The 23302-nt window shown below is 42.7% G+C and carries 24 protein-coding genes; 6 read left to right on the top strand and 18 right to left on the bottom strand.

Annotated features, from left to right (window positions below; all coding sequences use genetic code 11):
• Positions 1–57 precede the first annotated feature (57 nt).
• The 8 genes from KIH88_RS09145 to KIH88_RS09180 all read right to left on the bottom strand — a co-directional run bounded on the left by KIH88_RS09145 (position 58) and on the right by KIH88_RS09180 (position 8158).
• Positions 58–723: a potassium channel family protein gene (locus KIH88_RS09145; RefSeq protein ID WP_001283891.1), complete on the bottom strand. Its 666-nt coding sequence runs from the start codon at positions 721–723 to the stop codon at positions 58–60.
• A 13-nt stretch (positions 724–736) separates the two neighbouring features.
• Positions 737–2116, bottom strand: a complete 1380-nt coding sequence (locus KIH88_RS09150) for a TrkH family potassium uptake protein (RefSeq protein ID WP_213988787.1) — start codon at positions 2114–2116, stop codon at positions 737–739.
• A 33-nt stretch (positions 2117–2149) separates the two neighbouring features.
• Positions 2150–2914 (bottom strand): nucleoside phosphorylase, encoded by a 765-nt coding sequence (locus KIH88_RS09155; protein WP_213988788.1) that lies wholly within the window; start codon positions 2912–2914, stop codon positions 2150–2152.
• 272 nt (positions 2915–3186) lie between these two features.
• A complete protein-coding gene (locus tag KIH88_RS09160) occupies positions 3187–3810 on the bottom strand; it encodes a TetR/AcrR family transcriptional regulator (RefSeq protein ID WP_065371448.1) in 624 nt (207 codons plus the stop codon).
• A gap of 39 nt (positions 3811–3849) precedes the next feature.
• Positions 3850–4932, bottom strand: a complete 1083-nt coding sequence (locus KIH88_RS09165) for an ABC transporter permease (RefSeq protein WP_213988789.1) — start codon at positions 4930–4932, stop codon at positions 3850–3852.
• Between the two features lies 1 nt (position 4933).
• Entirely contained in the window at positions 4934–5650 is a 717-nt protein-coding gene (locus KIH88_RS09170; RefSeq protein WP_213988790.1) for an ABC transporter ATP-binding protein, read from the bottom strand.
• 424 nt (positions 5651–6074) lie between these two features.
• On the bottom strand, positions 6075–7322 hold the full coding sequence (locus KIH88_RS09175) for a carbohydrate-binding domain-containing protein (protein ID WP_213988791.1): 1248 nt from the start codon (positions 7320–7322) through the stop codon (positions 6075–6077).
• 272 nt (positions 7323–7594) lie between these two features.
• Positions 7595–8158, bottom strand: a complete 564-nt coding sequence (locus tag KIH88_RS09180) for a sugar O-acetyltransferase (RefSeq protein ID WP_213988792.1) — start codon at positions 8156–8158, stop codon at positions 7595–7597.
• A gap of 177 nt (positions 8159–8335) precedes the next feature.
• On the opposite strand from KIH88_RS09180, the gene KIH88_RS09185 reads away from it, so the two are divergent.
• From KIH88_RS09185 to KIH88_RS09195, 3 genes are read left to right on the top strand one after another with little or no spacing between them, the layout of a single operon-like run.
• Positions 8336–8641, top strand: a complete 306-nt coding sequence (locus KIH88_RS09185; RefSeq protein ID WP_000468865.1) for a rhodanese-like domain-containing protein — start codon at positions 8336–8338, stop codon at positions 8639–8641.
• A 20-nt stretch (positions 8642–8661) separates the two neighbouring features.
• The gene (locus KIH88_RS09190; RefSeq protein WP_213988793.1) at positions 8662–10317 is read left to right on the top strand and encodes an FAD-dependent oxidoreductase; all 1656 of its coding nucleotides are present in this window, start codon (positions 8662–8664) and stop codon (positions 10315–10317) included.
• Positions 10307–10603, top strand: coding sequence for a rhodanese-like domain-containing protein (locus KIH88_RS09195; RefSeq protein ID WP_213988794.1), 297 nt, complete (start codon positions 10307–10309; stop codon positions 10601–10603). Before KIH88_RS09190 ends, KIH88_RS09195 begins: the two co-directional genes overlap by 11 nt.
• A gap of 305 nt (positions 10604–10908) precedes the next feature.
• Here the strand turns inward: KIH88_RS09195 and KIH88_RS09200 are convergent, their stop codons facing one another.
• On the bottom strand, positions 10909–11166 hold the full coding sequence (locus KIH88_RS09200; protein WP_000185161.1) for a metal-sensitive transcriptional regulator: 258 nt from the start codon (positions 11164–11166) through the stop codon (positions 10909–10911).
• Positions 11167–11313: 147 nt separating this feature from the next.
• On the opposite strand from KIH88_RS09200, the gene KIH88_RS09205 reads away from it, so the two are divergent.
• The 3 genes from KIH88_RS09205 to KIH88_RS09215 are packed head-to-tail and all read left to right on the top strand — an operon-like array spanning position 11314 to position 13851.
• The gene (locus KIH88_RS09205) at positions 11314–11934 is read left to right on the top strand and encodes a GTP pyrophosphokinase (protein ID WP_084872145.1); all 621 of its coding nucleotides are present in this window, start codon (positions 11314–11316) and stop codon (positions 11932–11934) included.
• 9 nt (positions 11935–11943) lie between these two features.
• On the top strand, positions 11944–12618 hold the full coding sequence (locus tag KIH88_RS09210; protein WP_213988795.1) for a response regulator transcription factor: 675 nt from the start codon (positions 11944–11946) through the stop codon (positions 12616–12618).
• A complete protein-coding gene (locus KIH88_RS09215; RefSeq protein ID WP_213988796.1) occupies positions 12619–13851 on the top strand; it encodes a sensor histidine kinase in 1233 nt (410 codons plus the stop codon). It abuts the gene before it with no gap.
• A gap of 112 nt (positions 13852–13963) precedes the next feature.
• Here the strand turns inward: KIH88_RS09215 and KIH88_RS09220 are convergent, their stop codons facing one another.
• The 9 genes from KIH88_RS09220 to KIH88_RS09260 form a co-directional block, all read right to left on the bottom strand.
• Positions 13964–14818 (bottom strand): VOC family protein, encoded by an 855-nt coding sequence (locus tag KIH88_RS09220; protein WP_213988797.1) that lies wholly within the window; start codon positions 14816–14818, stop codon positions 13964–13966.
• A 107-nt stretch (positions 14819–14925) separates the two neighbouring features.
• Entirely contained in the window at positions 14926–15963 is a 1038-nt protein-coding gene (locus tag KIH88_RS09225; protein ID WP_213988798.1) for an aldose epimerase family protein, read from the bottom strand.
• A 145-nt stretch (positions 15964–16108) separates the two neighbouring features.
• A complete protein-coding gene (lacD, locus tag KIH88_RS09230; protein ID WP_213988799.1) occupies positions 16109–17104 on the bottom strand; it encodes a tagatose-bisphosphate aldolase in 996 nt (331 codons plus the stop codon).
• A gap of 10 nt (positions 17105–17114) precedes the next feature.
• Complete coding sequence (locus KIH88_RS09235) at positions 17115–18281, bottom strand: SIS domain-containing protein (protein ID WP_213988800.1); 1167 nt, start codon at positions 18279–18281, stop codon at positions 17115–17117.
• 334 nt (positions 18282–18615) lie between these two features.
• Positions 18616–19020, bottom strand: a complete 405-nt coding sequence (locus KIH88_RS09240; protein WP_080702733.1) for a PTS sugar transporter subunit IIA — start codon at positions 19018–19020, stop codon at positions 18616–18618.
• Positions 19021–19023: 3 nt separating this feature from the next.
• Positions 19024–19845, bottom strand: coding sequence for a PTS system mannose/fructose/sorbose family transporter subunit IID (locus tag KIH88_RS09245; RefSeq protein WP_000185284.1), 822 nt, complete (start codon positions 19843–19845; stop codon positions 19024–19026).
• Entirely contained in the window at positions 19832–20737 is a 906-nt protein-coding gene (locus KIH88_RS09250) for a PTS mannose/fructose/sorbose/N-acetylgalactosamine transporter subunit IIC (RefSeq protein WP_000616992.1), read from the bottom strand. The genes KIH88_RS09245 and KIH88_RS09250 overlap by 14 nt, the downstream gene beginning before the upstream one ends.
• A 26-nt stretch (positions 20738–20763) precedes the next feature.
• The gene (locus tag KIH88_RS09255; protein WP_213988801.1) at positions 20764–21240 is read right to left on the bottom strand and encodes a PTS sugar transporter subunit IIB; all 477 of its coding nucleotides are present in this window, start codon (positions 21238–21240) and stop codon (positions 20764–20766) included.
• A complete protein-coding gene (locus tag KIH88_RS09260) occupies positions 21237–23024 on the bottom strand; it encodes a glycoside hydrolase family 35 protein (RefSeq protein ID WP_213988802.1) in 1788 nt (595 codons plus the stop codon). The genes KIH88_RS09255 and KIH88_RS09260 overlap by 4 nt, the downstream gene beginning before the upstream one ends.
• Positions 23025–23302 lie beyond the last annotated feature (278 nt).

Raw genomic sequence — 23302 nt, forward strand, 5'->3', positions numbered from 1 at the left:
TATAAAATACTTATATTGATTCATTAATCATTGAGGAAGAAAACAACCCTTCCTCTCCTACTCACTAAGCTCTGTTAGAGTATCCAAATGTTGGTTATTAATCACCGCCATGATATAGGCGCCTGACCGTAAAAGGTCATCGGGACCGAATTGAACATCTAGAGGAGAATTTTCATAGTCACGAAATCCAAGTACATTGAGATTGTATCGCCCACGTAAATCTAGCTGGCTAAGGCTTTTCCCCCCCCAAGATTGGGGGATTCTCATCTCGACAATTGAAACATTCTTGTCCAACTGAAAGACATCTACGCTGTTATGAAAGAGAATTCTCTGCGCTAACGAACGTCCCATTTCAAATTCCGGTGAGATGACCGAGTCCGCACCAATTTTCTCCAGTACCTTTTTGGCCATGTGACTTTTTACCTTGGCAATGACGGTCGGCACCCCTAGACTTTTACAGTGCATGACTGCAAGAACACTGGATTCTAGATTTTCCCCCGTTGCGACAACCACGGTATCGCAGGTGTCAATTCCAGCTGATAGAAGGAGTTCTTCATCCGTGATATCTCCAACAACCCCACGCGCCAGCACGGGTTCAAATTGATTAATGCGCTCCTCGTGGTCATCAATAGCAATGATATTCATATGATGCTTGGCAAGAGCAGCCAAAACACTGCTCCCAAAAATTCCCAAGCCTAAAATTCCAATCGTCCGATCTGACATCGTTTTTCCTTTCTTATCCGATAGTGATATCTGCTTTCATATAGTGAATCAAATCTTTCTTGTCTGGCTTATATTCTGCTAAGCTGACCAGTAGTGTCAAGGGGCCAATACGGCCGATGAACATCAACAACATAACGATACTGAGAGCTAACTTGCCTAACTCTGGTGTTAAATTCGCCGTCACCCCAACTGTCGCAAGGGCTGAAATGGTCTCAAACATGAGATAGATAAAGCGCGGATTTCCTTCTGCTGTTATCCCTAGTAAAATCAAGCCCAGTAAGAAAGTCAGCAAGAAGATAATAAAGACACTGAAAGATTTTTGTACGGTTCGAGGTTCAATGGTCCTCCGAGCTACATTGGCATGAGGCAAGCCCAATAATTCACTGCGAGCAAAGACCAACAAGACAAAGAAGGTCGTAATCTTGAGTCCCCCTGCTGTCCCTCCAGGTGCCCCGCCCAGAAACATCTGCAAAATGTAGATCAGTAAGGTAACTGGTCGAGCCTGGGTGTAGTCAATAGAGGCAAAGCCTGCTGTCCTCATACTGACAGTCTGGAAGAAACTAACCAATAGTTTCTCTGGGACGCTGAGATTCCCAATCGTCCCTGGATTGTTCCACTCGATTAAGAGAGTCGATACTGTTCCAAAGAGCAAAATTCCCGCCGTTAAAAAGAGAACCAACTTGGTATGGAAACGCAGGCGGCGTTTTTTCTTTTTCCCAAACTGGATCGCTAGGTCAAACCAGACCATAAATCCTAGGCCACCCGTTATAATCAATCCTGCAATCACTAGATTGATCAAAGGGTCCGTCTGAAAGACTGCTAAACTCGTACTTCCAAAATTATCAAATCCAGCATTGCAGAAAGCTGAAATAGCCAAAAAGATAGAGGTTAGAATCCCTCGCCCCCATCCAAATTCAGGAATGAAGCGGAAACTCAGGAGAAAGGCACCGAGCCCTTCTACCAGAAAAGTCGTCAAAAAGATCGAGCGGATGAAGTCCCTTAAGGACTGGGTTTCCCCATAACTAAAACTTTCTTGAATAGTCTCACGGCTACGAAGACTGAGCTTTTGTTTCCCTTGGATATAAAAGATTCCAATAAAGGTCATAAGCCCCAATCCACCGATCTGGATCAACAGCATGCAAATCAACTGGCCCCAGATATTGTAAGTAGAGGCCACCGGCTGGGTGAAGAGCCCTGTCACACAGACCATGGACACAGTCGTAAAGAGATGGTCAAAGTAGGTCGCTTGTGACGTTGCTGCTTGAACCAAGGGTAGGCTTAAAAGGAGAGAACCCAAGAAGATTACTAGGGCAAAACTTAAAAAGATGCGACGAGCTGGCGATAATCGAACCAGCGTCGTTTTGATTTTTTCCAAAAAAGATTTGAATACCATAGCTACATTGTACCATAAAAATAGTAAGAGCACTCACATGTGGTGCATAATAGCAAGACAGAGTTCGAGGGCCTTATCAAAAGCTTCTACGCCCCAGTCACGACTGTCGTAGTTATCTAGATCCGCCAGGGAATCTGCGGTAAAGAGCAGTTCTCCCCAGACAACCCTACGTAACTGAGCTACTGCCGCAAGAGCAGAGCACTCCATCTCCACAACAGCACAGCCTTCTTCCTTACGATAGGCAACCTTTTCAGCTGTCTCTCGGTAAAAACCATCTGTCGTCCAAGTCATAACCTCCTCGTAAGGAATGCCTCTTTGTTCCAAGACTTGCTCAATGGCAGAGATAGCCTCAATCTGCATCTCCATATAACGAGAAGGCGCTACATAGTGGTAGCTGGTCCCCTCATCTCGCAAAGCACGAACAGGGACGAGAAAGGCATTTTCCTCTATATCGGCTAGGACACCACAGGTACCAGTGGAGATGATTTGCTCCACACCATAGCCAATCAACCAATCCATAAACTGGGCCGCTGGGGCAGAACCCACAGGCGCCTGGGCCAGACAAATCTCCTCGCCCTTGTAGTTGAGGACGTAGACTGGATAAGTCTTGGTGGTCGAAACGAACTCACCAATGCAGTCCGCACCTACTTCCTGAGCATAGCGGTCAATCTCTTCCTCCAAAAACGCATAGATGCACTTCTTTGGCAACTTTAAATCTAGCCCCTCATGTGTTGGCATAAGGACCGCCTGGGGATTGTCATCAAACTCTAAAATGGGAATCGCATGCTTCTGAATCATCGCCCACCTCCTGTAATTTTGTACTATTGTATCAAAAGCTGACGGAGTGTCAAGGAGTTGACTTTAGCAAGCCAGAAAACTCCTCTTCCATACATTTAAGAAATCGTTGCACCGCTGGAGAGGTTGGTTTCTGTTTTGGCAAAATGATTGAGGACTTATAAACACATATCAAATCCAATAACAAAAAGACATGAATCTGAAATAAGCAGAACATGTCTTTTTTAGCTTGTTTGAAAGTCAAGTAAATAAACCTTAGTTCTTCTAGAACTCCCTTATTTCCACAAACCACCTAAAATCTGTTTTTCTAATAAGTCTAAGTCTTCCTCTTTTATTTCTCCATTGTCGCTAACGATATAAAGCTGAGCGAAGTAAGCCAACAATGGACCAACACAAATACGAACCATTTGAGGAATCGTTAACTCTGGATTTACACGTGGATCTGCTAGCAATTCCTTATGAAGCACTCGAAGTTTATCTTGAATAGCATTCCATATAAAAATCTGTTCATTTTTTAGTTTTTTATTTGAAAAACTCTCCTGCAGAATGATTTTCATCAAGGCACGATTTTTTTTGAGATAGCTCATACGATTATGGACGAGATAACGAACCCTCTCTTCTGTTGTTTCAAAAGCTAAGAGTTCCTCAAAAAAACTACCGAAAATGCCTGGGACTACAGGATGTAAAATAGCCGTCAGTAAATCATCCTTCGTCTTAAAATACTTAAACAAAGTTGCCTGGCTTAGTCCAGCACGCTCAGCTATGTGAAGAGTTGAGGTCCCATGGTAACTCCTGGTTGATATGAGATCCACTGCTGCCTGCATGATTTTTTTCTTTCCTTGAGGGTAATTCGCTTCTTCTAAATAATCTTCAAACGATTCAAAAACAGTCTTATCCATCTAATCTTCACACCTTTTTAGCATTATTTATGTTGATTTCTAAACTTTACGATAACGACGCAATCCAACAATATTGAGAATTGTTAAAATGATCAAGAAAATCATTAAAACACCAAGATTTGACAAAATATCACCAAGATTGTGTCCGTAAAGAATAATCTGGCTTATTGCATCACCAGAATAGGTTAATGGCAAAAATTTCCCCACAGTTGGAGCCCATTCTCCCATGGATGACAATGGAATAATCCCTGAGAAAAAGAGTTGAGGCATAATCACGAGAGGAATAAATTGCATCATTTGGAATTCTGATTTTGCTAGAGTAGACAAGAGAATTCCAAAAGCTAGTGCTACAAGAGCCAGTACCACATTAACTATTATAACATTTAAAATATTTCCTACAACTTCTACATCTAGTAGCCAAATTGCTGCTAAGACAACAACTGCCGTTTGAAAAATCGCAATAATACCGTAAGACAACATATAGCCATAGACGATTTCAGAACGTTTCACTGGGGTTGCTAACAAGCGATCCAAGGTTCCACTTGTGCGCTCTTTCAAAAGTGCCATACCAGAAATCAAAAAGACAAAGAAAAAGACCACAAAGCCAATTAAAATTGGAATCATATGTGCAAAGAATCCAGTATTTTTATCTCCATATTGGTAAGATTCTTTGATTTCAGGCGCCTTTGCATCTAATTCCAATTGTGGAAGAGCTTGTTTGACACGAGATAATAACTGATCGGTGCCTTCATTGACGATACTTGTTCGTAACACTTGTCGTGTCATAGTTGTTTTAGAAGCATCCGTATTTGCGTAGTCGACCTGATACTCACCATCTTTATACGATATGACTGCATCTACTTTCTCGTCAGCTAGAGCTTTTTTAGCCTGATCTAAGTCTTGATAAGTCTCGACGTCCACATGATCGAGCTCATCCATTTTCGTTACCAAACCAGTTGGTAGATCTTGTGTCGCTAACTTGACATTCACGGTTGTACTAGCTGAAAACATGAGGTTCATCAGCCACATAATAAATACCGGCGCTACAAACATCATAGCCAAGGTTCGTTTGTCACGAAGCAATTCTTTGATAACTTTTTTAGCAATAGCAATGGTTCTCATCTTACTCTCCTTCTGCTTTCAAAAATACTTCTTCAATACTTGAAACTTGATAACTATCTTTTAAGTGTTGCGGTGTATCAAAAGCAATGATTTTTCCACCTAATAACAAGCCGACCTTATCCGCTAACTCTGCTTCATCCATAACATGGGTAGTAACTAATATCCCAATCCCATTGTCTCTAAGCGCGAATAATTCTTTCCAAATTTTCTTTCGAAGAGAAGGGTCGATTCCAACTGTCGGTTCGTCCAAAATCAAGAGCTGAGGATTCCCCAGAAGCGCGATGGCTAAAGACAAGCGTCGCTTCATTCCTCCAGAATAACCGGATACCGTTTTATTCAAATGCTCTGTCAGATCCACAACTTGAGCCACATGGGCAATTTCAGCTGTCAGATCTCTTTTGGATAGCCCTTTTAGCTGACCAAAAAATTCTAGATTTTCTTGACCTGACAAAGCCTCATATAAGGCATCTGACTGGGCCATATAACCAATATCTACTAAAATATGGCGATTGGGCATAGTGTGATTTAACACTAAAGCTACGCCTCCATCAGCCTTTTCCATTCCTAACGCAGTCTTAATCATAGTTGATTTACCAGCACCAGACGGACCAATTAATCCTATAATTTCTCCTGTCTGCAATTCAAAGCTGACATGATTTAGAACTATTTGATGGTCAAAAGATTTTACTAAATCTTGTAAATGTAGTAATGTTTTCATTTACTTCCTCCTTGGTGAGTGATTGCTCACTTACTAAATATAAACCTATTATAGTGAGTAATCACTCACTTGTCAAGAAAAAATCTGAATTTTTTTAAAAATAAAGCACCAGATATTATTATCTGATGCTTATAATGGATAGCTATTGCTTTTAGAGCTGTTTCTAAATCTCTTCTCGATACTCTGAAATGGTCTTTCCTGTCCACTTTTTAAAGGCCTATTTTTCCTCTACTTTTCTCGGCTAATCCAACCATCGTCATTGCTATCGCAACTCTAATGACCTTGGTAATGGGAATTCATTTTACTCATTTTTATATGAAACAGACTAAGAAATTTTCAAGACCTAATTGGGAGTTGTTTTAGCTACAATCCATCTCTCAAACATAAAAACTCTCCCTTCTCTTTCGAGAAAGGAGATTCTTTTTTATCCTCGTCCACCAGGGGCTGGACCGCCAGGACCTCCATTTCCTTGAGGTCCACCACCAGGTCCACCGCCTCCAGGCATAGAGTTGACGATTTCCGTTTGCTTTTCACCGTTGAGGTAGATATCTCCACCTGTGTAGGTCGCAGTTCCATCAAAGTCAAAACCTGTCTGACCAGTCATTTTAATGGTTCCGCCTGTGACCGTGATATTGCCGTTTGAGTCAATTGGGTCTGTATCCCCTTGACCAACTTCTACTGTCAGGTTACCACCGTTCATGGTAAAGAAAATCTCACTTTGTTGGGCGTTTTTATTAGCTGCATTGACTCCATCATCTGTCGAATAGATGGTAATGTCCCCACCGTTGATAGTGATGGACTTACCTTCAAGTCCTTCTGTCGAATTCTTGACGGTATAGGTACCGCTATCAATCACTAGGTTACCAGAAGCGTGAATTCCATCATCTCCTGCTGTGACTGTCATGGTATTGTTAGCCAAATACATATTGCCGACAGTCATATCGCCATCATTGTCGACCTTGACCCCATCCTCTTTGGCATCAATGGTCATGGTCGTACCAGTGATATTGAGTTCATCATTGACATTGAAGGCATCGCCAACTGCTGTGATGTTATAGGTTCCACCCGTGATGTGGAGGGTGTCGTTGGCCTTGATACCATTGTTCTTCTTGCCATCTACATTGAGGGTTCCTTTCCCGTTGATGGTCAAATCCACCTTAGAAAAGAGAGCTGCGTCGGCTTTTTCGTCACTGTTCGAGCTTGAGTCAGAGAGACTGTTGGTGGTTCCTTCTGCCAGAGTCAGGTAGACATGGTCAGCCGATGTCGCAGATATCGCTGCATTGGTATTGGTCATGGTTGTACCTTTTAGGACTAGATGAACATCTGCAGACTTATCTGCCTTGACCTTGATCTGCACTCCGTCAGACTGACCTGAAATCACATAGGTTCCAGATTTTGTGATGGTCACTGTTGATTCAGAGACTGTTACCCCATCTCCAGAGACGTTTGCTGATGAGCCAGATAGCTCAATCTTAGAAGCTGTACTTTCATCATAAGAAGTATCATTATCCTTCTCTGTAAAATAGGATGATTGATTTGTCTTTGTTTCAGTTGTTGTAGAACTATTTGTCGTTTCATTGGTATTGGATGAAGTTATTGACTGGGAACATGCTGCCATCAACACCATTGCCGTTAAACTCGTTGCGAGTAGGGTCCATTTCTTTGATTTCATACCTTTTTCCTCTCCTTCGTATGATATAGCTAGACAGTCTACTGAAGATCCCTGAAACAAAACTAAAACTTTTCTGAAAGTTTCCTTAAATCTAGTTTCACTCAGTATTCTTTTGAAAGGGCTACTAGAAACAATTTGAGAGTACTAAAATGCATTTAATAGTTTTTAAAAGCAACATCCCCAAGTGCGATGTCACTCTATTCAAAAAAGCAAAAAAGAAGAAAAATCTATAAGATTAGAGTTCATAAAAAGAACAGCCTGGGCTGTTCTTTTTAGTTTTCTTTTACTGGTATTTCTTTGATAACACGCGCAGGATTGCCAGCTAGGACGACATTGTCTCCAAAGGACTTGGTAATCACGGCCCCTGCTCCTGCAACGACATTATTTCCCAGTATCACTCCAGGAAGGACAATGACGCCACCTCCAGCCCAGAAATTATCTCCAATGGTGATGGGCTTACCATATTCGACTCCTGAATTGCGTTCATCCGGATCCAGTGGGTGGAGTGGGGTTAAAAACTGACAGTTGGGGCCAAGCATGGCGTTGTTCCCGATGCGAATCGGACAAACATCCAGCATGGTCAAATTCCAATTAGAATAAAAATTTTCCCCTAGATGGATATTGACTCCATAATCGACCACCAAGCGTGGATTGATATAAAGATTTTGCCCAGTTGAGCCAAACCAAGTCTTGATGATTTCGGATCCCTTCAAGGGATCTTCTTCCTTGTTAAAGGCAACCTGTTTTTGGCGAGAAGCCTGAGCCAAGGCCCGTAACTCTGGGTCAAATGGATGATAGGGTTCTCCTGCTATCATTTTCTGGTATTCACTGGTCATAGTATCACCTCATACTTACTTTGGAGCCCATCATATCAAAAAGCCTTTGAAAGGTCAAGAATAGCCTGCTTTCTAAACTCTCAAAACCAAGCCCTCTCTCAAGTCAAAACAACTTGCTTGACAAAAGCTTAACTTCATGGTTTAATATACCCCATAAGGGTATATTTGGAGGTGCCTATGTTTCACTTATTTACAAAAATTGACAGTATTTCTACCAGCGAGTTAGAAGTTAAACTCAAGGAACCGATTCAACTACTGGATGTTCGAACGCCTACAGAATTCCGTAGAGGTCATATCAAAAACGCCAAGAATGTTCCTTTAACAGAAATCGGTTCTTATACACCTGCTACAAAAGAAACACTTTATGTCATTTGTCATTCTGGTGTGCGAAGCAAACTAGCAGCTAAAAAGCTTAAGAAAAAAGGCTACGATGTCATCAATGTCCGAGGCGGTATGAGCGCTTGGACAGGCAAGGTCATCTAGAAGTATAAAGGAGAAAGTCAATGAAAATTATCATTGTCGGAGGAGTTGCAGGCGGTATGTCAGCAGCAACCCGCCTCAGACGTCTCATGGAAGACGCTGAAATCACTATTTTTGAAAAAGGACCCTTTGTTTCCTTTGCAAACTGCGGTCTCCCTTACTATGTTTCAGGAGAAATTTCTAAGCGGGAAGATCTGTTAGTCCAAACCCCTGAAAGTCTCAAAGCGCGATTTAATCTTGATGTGCGACCATTTCATGAAGTCATCCAGATTTCGCCAAAAGAACACACGGTGACTGTGCGACATGATGGACAGGAATTCACAGAGAGCTACGACAAACTGATCCTCTCCCCAGGAGCTAAACCGTTTATTCCTGCCATTGAAGGTTTGGCAGAGGCTAAGAATGCCTATACACTTCGCAATGTTCCTGATCTCGATGAGATTGTGGCGGCCTTGGACAATCATCCAAAAGAAGCTGTCGTCATCGGTGCAGGCTTTATCGGGCTTGAAATGGCTGAAAACCTGGCGAAACGTGGATTGCAAGTTACTATCGTTGAGAAAGCACCCCATGTCTTGCCACCATTAGATCACGAAATGGCAGCCTTTGTCCAAGCAGAATTGGTCAAAAACGGCGTTCGCATTATCACTTCTCAGTCTGCGACTCGATTTGAAGACCAAGGAAAAGTCATCATTCTCGAAAACGGGCAAAAGATCGCTTCTGACCTCACTATCTTATCTGTCGGTGTTCAACCTGAAAACGGACTGGCTAAAGCTGCGGGGATTAAACTGGGACTTCGTGGTGGGATTCTGGTCGATGAACATTACGAAACCAGCCAAAAAGATATTTTTGCTGTTGGTGACGCTATCGTCGTCAAGCAAGAGATTACGGGGCAAGACGCCCTCATCTCTCTCGCTTCTCCTGCCAATCGTCAAGGACGCCAAGTGGCGGACGTCATCGCAGGACTCGGTCGTACCAACAAGGGCAGTATCGGCACTGCTATCGTTCGTGCCTTTGATATGACAGCCGCTTCGACTGGTCTCAGCGAGCGTACTCTTCGTACCAACCAAATCCCATATAAAGCCCTTCATGTCAGTGGAAAAGATCACGCTGGTTATTATCCAGGCGCTACTGATATGACCTTGAAACTCCTCTTTGACCCAAACACTGGAAAAATCTATGGTGCCCAAGGAGTTGGGAAGAAAGGTGTTGACAAACGAATCGATATCCTAGCAACTGCTATCAAGGGGAATCTCACCGTCTTTGACTTACCAGAATTGGAGTTCACCTATGCGCCACCATTTGGCTCTGCTAAGGATCCCGTCAATATGCTGGGCTACGCAGCCTTGAACCTAATCGAAGGTTTAAGCGACAATATTCAATGGTACCAGCTCGAAGATGAACTGGACAAGGGAAAGAAATTCCTAGATGTACGGACAAGTGGCGAATTCCAGAGCGGTAGACTCAAAGTCGATACCATCCACATCCCCCTAAACGAACTACGGGAACGCTTGGACGAACTGGATAAGAAGCAAGCCTATATCGTCAGCTGCCACAGCGGTTTACGTAGCTATATCGCAGAGCGTATCCTCAAACAAGCAGGATTTACCGTCCAAAACCTTGACGGCGCTTATTCACTATACAAAATGGCTAAACCAGAAGGAGTCGAATATGGAAACTAGTATCAGCATGGCTGACTTTTATGAACAATACCAACATGAAAATCTAAATCTTATCGATGTACGTGAAGTACATGAATTCCAAGCAGGACATGTACCAGGTGCCAAAAACCTTCCGTTAAGTACCTTGGAGCAAGGCTACAAAGAACTCAAACCTGACCATGCATACCATGTTATCTGTCAAGGTGGAGTACGTTCTGCATCTGCCTGTCAATTTCTCAGCGCCCAAGGCCTCACCGTTATCAACGTAGAAGGTGGTATGAATGCTTGGCCCGGTCAAGTAAAATAAGCAAAAAAAACTGAGCAACAACTCAATTTCAGGAGAAAATGAAGTAATACTCAATGAAAATCAAAGTGCAAACTAGGAAGCTAGCTGCAGGCTGTACTTGAGTACGGCAAGGTGAATCTGACGTGGTTTGAATTTGATTTTCGAAGAATATAAATCTCCCCACAATAAAACGCATACTATCAAGGTTTTTTAACACCTGATAGTATGCGTTCTTTTATTTTAAAGACTTTTTCCAGCCTCGCTTGATTCACATTAAACTATCCTAATAGTAGAGATCTTTGCAACTTTCATCTCAAAACATTAATTTATTTCCGTTTAATCAAGTATCGGATGGCCTTTTCTAGGCGTTCCTTTTGAGCCTCGGGATCATCTAGTGGTTGGTTGATGCAGGCGGTGAGATTTTCCGTAATCATCATCTCAATCACGCGCTCAACACTCGATTTCACTGCTGTCAATTGCGTCACAATATCAGCGCAGTCACGATCTTCTTCTATCATCTTTTGAATCCCACGCAACTGGCCCTCTGAACGTTTCAAGCGTGTTATATACTTTGAGTTTGTCATTTCTTTTTCCTTGCTCGATTTTTCTTCATTATATCTCGAATAAGGGGCTTTGTCAAAATTCTCATCCCATCTGTCTTTGTAGGAACTTATCTCATATCGGTGTTTTCATGATATAATAGTAAAAAACTGTTCAGAATGGACGTGCTTATGAATTCTATCTATGGTAGCTGTGAGGCCTATTTACCCACCATCTTGCAAACCTTTATTCAAGACATAGAAGAGGCCGCAGCCAATTACAAAAAAGAAACCAACCTCAAACTATATGAGCATTTGCATGCACGCATCAAAACAGAAAAAAGTATGCGTGAAAAATGCCAACGCAAGGGCCTTCCTCAGACAAGTCAATCCGCTCTTAAAGAAATACGAGATGCTATTGGTGTTCGAATTATCACAGGCTTTACAGATGATATCTACCGCATCGTAGAGTATATTCGCCAGATGCCAAGCATCCATATTTTCAAAGAGAAAGACTATATCCGTCAGGTCAAACCCAACGGCTACCGTTCCTATCATCTGATTCTAGAGGTGACCACTCCCTACCCAGACTGTCTGGAAAATGACCAGGGTACCTATTTTATCGAGATTCAACTGCGCACAATTGCCATGGATTCCTGGGCTAGCCTCGAACACCAGATGAAATACAAGAAAAACATCCAAAATCCTGAGCGAATCACGCGCGAGCTCAAACGTTGTGCCGATGAGCTTGCTTCTTGTGACTTGACCATGCAGACCATCCGTGATTTGATTCAGCGCTCTGATCAAGACTAAGGAGAACCTATGAAAATCCTACTTGTCGAAGATGAAACCCAACTAAACCGTGTTATCACTGTTGCGTTAGAACGCGAAGGCTACAGCGTTGATTCTGTTTTTAACGGACAAGACGCTGTCGAAAAGGCTAAATCTAACCACTATCACCTCATGATTTTTGACATCATGATGCCAATTAAAACTGGAATCGAAGCCCTCAAAGAAATTCGCCAGGCAGGCAATACGACTCACGTCATCATGTTGACAGCCATGGCCGAAGTGAATGACCGCGTAACTGGACTTGATGCAGGTGCTGACGACTACTTGACCAAACCTTTCTCGCTCAAGGAACTCTTAGCTAGACTCCGTTCTACTGCACGCCGCCTGGAAGACTACACCCCGGATACAGTCCAATTAGGAAATACTCGCTTGGATATTGAGGAACAAGAATTGGCTGCTACAAACAGCATTCGTTTAGGGAAAAAGGAGACTCAACTCTTGACTCTCCTCATCCAGCACGCTGACCAACCCCTCAGTTGTCAACAACTACTAGAGCAGGTCTGGCCAGATGAGCTGGAAGAAAGTGATTACGAGCTCGTTTTTCTCTATATTTCCTACCTACGCCAAAAACTTCAAAGCGTTCAGTCCAACTTGCAAATCTTAGGATCTGCAGAAGGGCCTTTCCAACTGATAGGAGGAGACTAGATGTTTCGAAAACTTCGTATCAAATTTATCGCAACGGCCACTCTTGCCATTGCTCTGATTCTAACCTTCTTTCTAGTCTTGATGAATAGTATCGTCTACACTCAGACGGAGGGTAACATCCACACCGTCCTCTCTATCTTAACCAAGAATGAGGGCGAACTTCCTATTACAGACGAAATCAAGGAAAGTCTGACTGAGAAAAATATCCAAGAAGGAATTGTCTACAACTTTCAATACTTCTCCGTCAGAGAAAAGGAAAATGACTACGCCATCTCCCTCACAAATGTCCAGTCCTTAACTGAGGCTGAAGTCAAAAGTTTTCTCCCAAACATCCTCAAAAAGCAAGAAACTTATGGTTCTATTACTCATAAGGGACGCTATTTTACCTATCAAGTGAGCCAATCTACGACTGGGAAACTACTGGTTTTCTTTGAGACAACTAACTATATCCGCGAACGCGACACCCTACTTCAGGTCTCTATCTGGCTGGCCCTAGCTAGCTTACTCCTCCTCATACTGCTCTTCACCTTGATTTCAGGGATTGTCATTCGTCCTTTTATCAAAAACTATGAAAAACAACGGATGTTTATCACCAATGCAGGACATGAACTTAAAACGCCTCTAGCCATCATTTCGGCCAATACCGAGCTACAGGAGTTAATGGAGGGAGAGACTGAGTGGAGTATCAGCACTAAAGAACAGACGGAACGACTCAGCCACTTGATTGGAAGACTCATCCGACTTGCTCGGCTCGAGGAACAAGAGGACATCAAACTAGCTCCTCAAAATATCTCCGTCATCGCTGAAAAGGTTGCCTCAGATTTTGCTCCTCTCTTTACTAAAGAAGATAAAAAATTTGAAAGTTCTATTGAAGCAGACGTTGTAGAAAAAGTAGCCCAAGAAGAATTTTATGAGCTTCTTAGCATCCTTCTTGACAATGCCCGCAAATACTGTGATCCAGCAGGAACAATTCGCTTGACACTCCAACGCAAAAATTACCTACTACGCAAACGAACCTGCATCACTATTTCTAATGATTACAAGGATGGACAAGCAGCTAATATTAAGCGTTTCTTTGATCGCTTTTATCGTGCGGAGACCTCTCACAACAACCAAACCATATCTGGACACGGAATTGGCCTCTCTATGGCTCAGCATCTCGTCAGCCTATTTAGAGGTAAAATATTTGTCACCTACAAAAAACAGGTGATTACCTTTACAGTCTGGTTATAGCTATAGCTCTTTTACTCTTTATCATTTCATAAAAAGCGAACAAGTCCGCATTCTAAAAACAGAATACGAGCTTGTCCGCCTTTTTCTATGTCTATGATGTGTTTTTCATATCTCATCGTGCCAAGCGAATGCGGGTCACAATCCCATCTGGATCTACCAAATCCAACTCACTCAAATTTAACCACTTAATCGGTGCTTCTAGCTCTTGTGCCTGCTTAGCGATGCCCAAGAGTTCTTCCTTGCTTTCGACCTCAAGGGCATAGTAAGCCAAGCCTGGCAAGCCTTGCTCACGCGGACCTAGACCTTCTCCAGCCCATTCGTTGACAGCCAGGTGGTGATGGTACTTCCCGGCTGCTATCCAACTTGCACTCGAAATACTAAATTTATCCTCTAGCCCTAACACTTTTTGATAAAACTGGCTCGCCGCACGACTATCCTTCACCGATAGATGGATATGCCCCATTCTCGTCCCTTCAGCTAAGATAAAGGGAGCCACCTTTTCCCCTAACTCATAGATATCCTGTGCCGCAAGGGCTTCGGTCACACCGATAATGCGACCATCTTCTCGAATATCCCATGAAGACACTGGCTTATCACGGTAGAGTTCAATGCCATTTCCTTCCAAATCCTCTAGATAAATAGCCTCGCTGTATCCATGATCTGCACCCCCGACCAGAGGAATCTGCAAGTCACTTAGGTGTTTCAAGACATCTGCCAAGGCTTTTCGTGTTGGCAACAAAATCGCCAAATGGTAGAGCCCATAATGCTCCCTTACTTCGCCAGCCTTTTCTGCCTGAATCAAGTGAACCAAAGCTTTTCGACCAAGTCCCAAAATCGCTTCTGTCTCTGTTTGGGATAAAATCTCCAAGCCAATAATCTGGTGATAAAAAGCCATTTGACTCGTCAAATCCTTGACATTTAAAACCGCCTCTGCTAGGTAAATGTGGCTTTTGTAAGCATAAGTCATAGGGTGTCTCCTTTTTGCTGTAACTTCATATATTACATCAATTATACACTGTTGAAATAAAATGTCAACGAAGACAACTCAAAAGAGCTGGAAACCAGCTCTTCTTTTTATTTAACAACAAGCTCGTAACGAGTTTTGCTGGTGAAGGTTTCCCCTGCTTTGAGAATGACTTGGTCTTTGAGGTCGCTATGAATAGCATCTGGTAAAGCCTGCGCTTCAAGGGCAATCCCATTGTGCTGTACCATTGGCTGACCAGCTATGATGACACTCTCATCCACAAAGTTTGCTGTGTAGACCACAAAGCAAGGGGCCTCTGTCTTGAAAAGCAGGAAACGACCTGAGTTTTGGTCATAAAGGAAACCAGCATTGTCATGACCTGCAGGAAGGGCAAATGGGTGATCCAAACCAGATACCAACTGGATTTGCTCATCTTCCTCTGCAAAGATGTCCTTCAACAAAGCACCATTATAGATGTGTTTCACCACATCACGATTAGCATCTGGAGTCTTAGCCGGAATACCGTCCGGAGCGATTGGGTAAATGCCCTCCGTATTTAGCTGGAAGACATGGCGGTCAACTGTCTGCGTGAAATCACCAGACAAGTTAAAGTAGCTGTGATTAGTTGGATTGACAAGCGTATCTTGATCTGTCGTTACCTTGTAGCTGACTTCGTAAGCACCAGTCTCTTCCAAGTGGTAGCTGATCCAGATCTTGAGATTACCAGGGAATCCTCCTGTTCCGTCTGTACGCTCTGTGTAGAGGGTCAATCCATGGTCGCTCACCTCGACCAATTCAAACAAGCTCGAATCCCAACCTGTTGAACCACTGTGGTTACAGTTGCTAGCGTTGTTGACTTCAAGATTATAGGTCTGACCATTGAGCTCAAATGTCGCACCTGCAATACGGCCTGCTACAGGACCTACACTTGCTCCATGCTTGGGATTATTGCCTACATAGCTATCAAAATCATCAAAGTCCAAGATAACATTGGCAAAATTTCCAGCCTTATCAGGTGTGACATAGCGCAAAATGGTCGCACCATAAGTCATAACTTCAAGCTGGTAACCACCATCAGTCTCAAAGCGATAGGCCAAGACATCCTTGCCCTCATGATTTCCAAATACACGCTCTGTGTATGCTCTCATTCTTCTCTCCTTTGATCTATTTCTCTTAAGTAAACAAACCATAGAAAGCGCATTCACTTCCTATGGTTCAATTCTATTATGTGAATTCTCGCTTGTCAAGCCTCTATAAATAGATTCTTATCAACAAATCTTACAAGTAAAATCCTTAAAATTCTACACGTTCTTTCCATGAAGTCGCTGTTGTTTGAAGAACTTTGTTGAGTTCGTCAATGTTTTCAAATCCAGTTGTACGCAGCCATTCGCGAGCTGCTGCTTCACCATCTTTGATGTAAGCTTCAACTGATCCAGCCCATGTTGCACGTCCGCAAAGAACGCCATTGAAGTTTGCGCCTGATTCGTGGGCACAGACAAGGGTTTCTTGGAAGAGTTTGGCTGATACACCTGCACTCAAGTAGATATATGGCAAGTTAGTCGCTTCATCTTGTGCTTTGAAGAAGGCTGCTGCTTCTTCGCGTGTATACACGATTTCACCATCGCCAAAGCCTTCAACGTATTTGACATTGACTGGAACTTCCACTTTCAAGACATCGATGTTGAAGCGTGGGTCTGAGAAGACTTTCATAGCACCGATAACCTTGTGTGGTTTCACTTTTGCGTATTCTGCAGAACCTGCGTCAGCGATTTTTTCATCGTAAGCGAGGATTTCAAGGAAGAATGGAATGTCTTCCGCCACACACTCTGAACCGATGCGTTCGATGTAGGCTTGTTTTTGTTGGTTGAGTTCGTCAGAGCTGTCTACGTCATAGTAAAGCAAGAATTTGACTGCATCCGCACCTTGTTCTTTGATGCGTTTGGCAGACCAAACATCCAAACAGTCAGGCAAGCGTTTGGTACTTGTTGTGTCATAACCCGTTTTCTCATAAGCAAGGAGAAGACCAGCATTTGGATCAAGCGCTTTTGTAGCTGGAAGGCCATATTCAGGGTCGAGAAGCATAGAGGATGCGTATTTTGTCAATTCATCTGCAACCAAGACCTTGAGTTCTTCCATTTGAGCGACTGTTGGCTCTTCTGTTTGGTATTGAGCCATGAGGCGTTTCAAAGCGCCACGTTGGTCAAAGGCAAGAGCTGAGATAATGCCGTTCTCGTCAGAGAGTTTTTGCAGGCAAGCTACTTTTTTGGGACTTAATTGTAATTTACTCATAGACACTTCCTTATTTTTGATAGTCATGAATGATCACACCTTGTACCACACGGTTTACGGTGCCTGTAGGAGATGGTGTATCTGGTTTGTTTTCTACCTTGAGTGAAGTCAAAAGGGCAAAGAGTTGGGCATAAACGATGTAAGGGAAGACACGGTAAATATCGTTCAAGACACAGCCACAACCAAGGGCCACTTCTTTGACATTTTCAAGACCAAAGGCTTGATCACTCAAAAGCACGACACGACGAGCAATGTGATCACCAGCCACTTCACGAACCAAGTCCAAGTCGTACTTGCGAGTGTAATCTGTCGTTGTACCAAAGACCAAAACAATGGTATCTTCGTTGATCAACGATTTTGGACCGTGACGGAAGCCAACTGGGCTTTCATACATGGTCGCAACTTGACCAGCTGTTAATTCCAAAATCTTGAGCTGAGCTTCATGAGCAAGACCGAAGAAAGGACCTGCCCCCAAATAGATGACACGGTTAAAGTCGAGGTCAACCAACTCTTTGACATCTTCTGCATTGTCTAAAACCTCACGGGCAAGGCTAACCACAACTTCAAAACGTTCAGCTTTAACAGCAAATTCTGTAGGGTCAAAAACCAAGAGAGCTGTCAACATCATAGATGTAAAGCTAGAAGTCATGGCAAAGCCAGCATCATTAGAGGCAGCTGGTTGCAAGAGCAAGAGATTACGATCATCACCATGAGCTTGAAGAGCCAATTTCCCTTCTGCAGCACATGTGATGGTCACTTGATAGAGGTCATCCACCAAGGCTTTGGCCAAATCAACCGTCGCCACACTTTCAGGTGAATTCCCACTACGAGCAAAGGAAACAAGAACAGTCGCCACATCTTTTTTCAGATAGGTTTCTGGATTGGCTACGATATCTGTTGTCGCAATAGAATTGAAGTTCCATTTGCGCTCGTCATAGACTTCCTTAAAGTATGGGACCAAGGTATCTCCCACATAAGCAGAAGTACCAGCACCCGTCAAGATGACCTTGATATAGTCATGTTTATCAGCGATACCTTGCAGAAAGGCTGCAATTTCTTCCCGTTTCGCTTGATAAGCTTCAAAAGCTTCTTTCCATACATCAGGCTGTTGGTAGATCTCACGAGTCGTGATTTCTGCACCCAGTTCAAGTAATTCTTCTTTTGTGTAATTTAGCATAGAGTTCCTCTAATCTATTATTATTTCATTCCTATTGAAAATATGGGAACGGGAGTGACTCCCATTCCCATGTATATTCTATACAAGCTGTTCTAACGGTTTAGCCGTTGTCACATATTATTGAATTGAGTTCCAACTAAAATCTTGGGGAAAAAGATCGATTATCGTCGGAGCATCGCTCCGTCCTCCTATCACCTATTTTCCCTATGATTTTTACGTCGTCACATCGTATACTCAATGAAAATCAAAGAGCAAACTAGGAAGCTAGCCACAGGCTGTACTATAGTACGGCAAGGCGACGCTGACGTGGTTTGAATTTGATTTTCGAAGAGTATTATTCGTCTTCGTCATCATCGAAGCCAGCTAACAGATCGTTGACTTTTACAATGCTTTCTGCAGCACGGCTCTTGTAGTCCGCATCTGCACCTGTAAGGCTAGCATTGATAAATTCAATCACCATTGGAAGATTCATCCCTGCGTAGAGTTCAATGTCGCGACCTTCCATGATCAGACGGCTCACCACGTTACATGGTGTTCCACCGAGAAGATCCGCAAAGACTAGGAAATCATCCAATCCTTCGATAGCAGCTTCAAATTTTGCAGTAAATTCTTCTGGGCCATCTTCTGGAAGAAGAGCCACTGTATGAATGTTGTCTTGTGGACCCATGATCATTTCTGTGCTACCTTTCAGTTCTTCACAGAAACGACCATGACTCACCAAAATTAATGATTTGCTCATAAATTATGCGCCCATTCCAAGCAAGAATTTACCGATGAATGAAAGACCTACTGCAAGAACGATAATGATACCGATCGCTTTAGTAGAGTTCATACCTTTCTTACCAAGCAACCAGAAGATAAAGGCAGTAAAGATTGCTGGAAGCAAGCGTGGGAAGATTGAGTTCAAGATGTCTTGGAAGTCAATCATCTTTTCACCGATTGGCAATTTGTAAGAAATGTCAAAGTTGATCATTGTTGCTACAAGAGCACCCATCATGAAGACACCAAGTACAGATGCAGCGTCAATCAAAGCTGTCAAGGTACTTTGCATGTTGTTGATAAGGTTAACCCCTTCTTTATATGCAAATTCCAATTGTTTCCAACGGAAGATGTCATAAGCAACTGCAACTGCGATCCAAAGGAAGATACCCCATGGTTGGCCAGCGATAGCCATAGTTGCTGCGATAGATCCCATGATAGCAGGTACAAGTGAACCAAAGATTGTGTCTCCAAGAGGAGCGAATGGTCCCATCAAACCTGTCTTGATACCGTTAACGGCATCTTTTGAACCTACACCATCTTTTTCTTCCATGGCAAGGTCAAAACCAGCGATAATTGTGTGGAAGAATGGAGAAGTATTGAAGAATTGAGTATGAACTTTCATCATTTCTTTCAATTCAGGAGTTCCATCCCCATACATTTTACGCAATTGAGGCAAGATCATGTAAAGGTAACCAGAAGCTTGCATACGTTCGTAGTTCCAACCTAATTGGAAAGTAAACAAGCTACGTTTGTTGATTTGATTAAAATCTTCTTTTGTAAGTTTGTAATTAGAATTCGTCATCTTCGATTTCCCCACTTTCTGATGGTGTAGAAGGTGCTGCTACAGCTACTTTTTGGCTGTTCTTAAAGTGAACAACTGCAAGGAAGATACCTACGATAGAAACACCAATCATAGACAAACCTTTGAAGTTGTTAGCAAAGCCAATCTTTTCAGCAACATCAGCAGGAAGAGTACCAAGGATACCCGCAACAGCTCCACCAAGACCTGTTACATATGAGTAAAGAACAGTCAACATAGCTGTCAAACCAAATCCCATTGCAAGGTAGTGAAGGTTACGTTTAACTGGAAGGTAACGAAGCAAGATTGCAAATCCAAGACCTGGAAGCATACGACCTGCAAGTGTCAAACCATCTGCAATCCATTGATATTCTTTAACAAGGTCTACTACTGATTGTACGAAAGCACCACCAAAAGCAAGAGCGAAGAATACTGGAAGGGCACGAGAAAGAGCCCAAGGCACTGCACCAAGTAGGTAGTTGCGTTCGATACCTTTGTAGTCAAAGCGTTCGATTGCAGCATCAATACGGTGTGCAAAGAAAGTAGTCGTCATACGTCCAAGAACGTCGAAGTATGTCAAAAGTGCTGCTACTGGTACAGCGATTGTTGTGATCGCAAGGTCTGTATCAATACCTTGAGAGATAGAGAATGCTGTTGCAAGAACCGCACCAGAAGTTGCGTCGATACGAGAAGCACCACCGAAGGTACCAACCCCGAGAACGAACAACTGCAAGCTACCACCGATAAACAAACCAGTTGTCACATCTCCCATGATCAAACCGGTAATGAAACCAGCGAATACAGGGGAACCTGCAGATGAAACGATTGTCAACTCATCACAGATTTGATAAGCTGAGTACAAAGTGAGAAGTAAAATTTGCCACCATTGTATCATAACAATGACCTCCTAAAAATTTTTTCCTATTTTAATAAGCTCAAAAAGTCTGAAACTGGATCATTTGGAACCATTTGAGCAGTGAGTTTCACACCTTTTTCTGCTAGTTTGTGGAAATCTTCCACATCCTTGTCTACCACGTTGATAGAACGTGTGATAGGGCGAGTTTCTGGTGTTTGAGACATATTGCCGATGTTGAGTGTTTCAAGCGGAACACCTGCTTCGACCAAACCAAGGAAACGGTCTGGTTTACGAGCCACGATAAAGAGACGTTGGCTATCGTATTTACCAGCAAGGATATTTGCTGCTGCTTTCTCAACTGGCAAGATACTGAGTTTCACACCTGGTGGTGTCGCAAGTTTCAAACCACTCTTTTCAATATCGTTGTTAACAACTTCGTCGTCTACAACCATAATGCGTGAAACATTTAGTTTTCCAGCCCAAAGATTGGCTACTTGACCGTGGATCAAACGTCCATCGATACGGCATCCTACAATTGTCATAAGTTTTCCCCCTTTATGTGTTTTAGTGTAGGTTTACGAGTTAAATGAATCTCTTCTTTATATTCGCCCTCAGTTTCAAAGATGATGATGCGGTTAGCACCTTCCTTGAGATAGCTATGAGGGATATAAAGCGAGAGGGTCGGGCCGACATTCCAGAAACGTCCTAGGTGACGCCCATTGACAAAGGCAACTCCCTTACCAAACTCAGACAAGTCTAAGTAGGTATCCTTCGGCTCTTCAACAGTAAAGTCGAAAGCGTAAAAGGCTGGTTGTCCTTCTGTCCATCCTTTCGAAAAATCAATTTTCTCAGGATTATCCAGTGGTAGTGGATATTGTTTCCAATTCAGTAAGAAATGTAGATCTTTGCAAACACCTGTACGAATTCCTTTATGTTGCGTATCTGCTAAGAACTTGTGTCCATAGTTAACACGCCCCATATTTTCGATCAGGATATCAATCTCTGAACAGCCTTCTCGGTTCCCCTGACAGTAGATGTCTTCACCAATCTCTGTCTGGTATTGAGTAGCAATCCATTGACCATCTACAAAGAGTTGAGCTCGGTCACGCCCATCGATGATACGGAGACGTTCCTCTTCGGCATCCCAACTTGCCTCAGTACGATAGAGAAGGTAGCCATAACTTTGACCAAGTTCTTCCATCGCTTTTGGATAGAGGCTTTCAGTAGGACTAGAGAGGCTATCCAGGGTTTCAAACAAGGAAACTTTTTCGACTAGTGGTATGGATTCCATTTCCATGCTTTCCTTGTAAAGTGGTTCTAACTGTGGATACTCTGGGAAGTGTGTTGCCATCATCTTCTTGACTGCTAGATATTTAGCAGTTGGATTTCCTTCTTCATCGAGAAGGGCATCATAATCGTAAGATGTGACTTGTGGCAAATCTAGAGTTCCTCGAGCCGAGCAACCATTCATGAAACCAAAGTTTGTACCACCATGGAACATATAAAGGTTGATAGAGCCTTGCTCTAACACCTCTCGAACAGCTTCTGCCAACTCTTTTGGATCACGCGTGATGATTGGTTCTTTCCAACGGTTGAACCAGCCATCCCAGAATTCCATACACATGAGGGGCCATTTTTTGCCATACTCATCAAAGAATTCCTGCATCTGTGAAAAGTTGTAAGGAGCCTTAGAACCGAAGTTCCCTGTCACAAAGAGGTCATCTTCAATCAAAGTTCCAGCTTTCAGAGTAGCCCTCCAAGGACCGTCTGAAGTAAAGAGTGGGCAATCAATCCCTCGTTCTTCCATCAATTTTCGAATCGCTCTCAGATAAGACTTATCTTCTCCATAAGAACCATATTCATTTTCGACTTGCATCATGAGAATGTTTCCGCCATTTTCCAATAAGCGAGGCACAAGCCTTGGTAATAATTGGTCATAATAGCGAGCAACTGCCTCAACATAAGCCGGATCGGATGAACGGATTCGCATGTTCTTAGTTAAGAGCCAAGCTGGTAAACCACCGAACTCCCACTCAGCACAGATAAATGGAGACGGACGCACAATGGCGTAGAGACCCAAATCCTGTGCGATTTGGAGGAATCTCTCCAAACCCATAGCACCTTCAAAATTAAACTCACCTTCAATAGGTTCATGTAAATTCCATGCTACATAAGTCTCGACTGTATTAAAGCCAAGCGCTTTTAAGTTGTAGAGCGAATGATACCAATCCTCCGCTGGAATTCTAAAATAATGAATGGCGCCGGACAAAATCTTGAACGGTTTTCCATCTAAATAGAAATCGTCCTCAATTTTAAATCTTGTCATGTTACTACCTCTGACTAATTAAGTTTGCGCTTTCATTTATTATAATATTAAATATAATCAAATCTTTTGCATTTGTCAATAGGTTTTAGAAAATTCTTTAAAATTTTTCTATTTTTTTACTTACCATTTACCAAAATTATCTAAAAATAGCATGAAAGCGGTATTTTGATGTATGATAATTCACAAGGTTATAAAATGGAATTTTTTACATGTAACATAACATTTTTAGTCTATTATTTTAATTTTTTTTACCTAAATACTACTATTTTGTCTTTATT

Origin of the sequence: Streptococcus oralis, assembly GCF_018448765.2 — a bacterium.
Taxonomy (GTDB): Bacteria; Bacillota; Bacilli; order Lactobacillales; family Streptococcaceae; genus Streptococcus; species Streptococcus oralis_BM.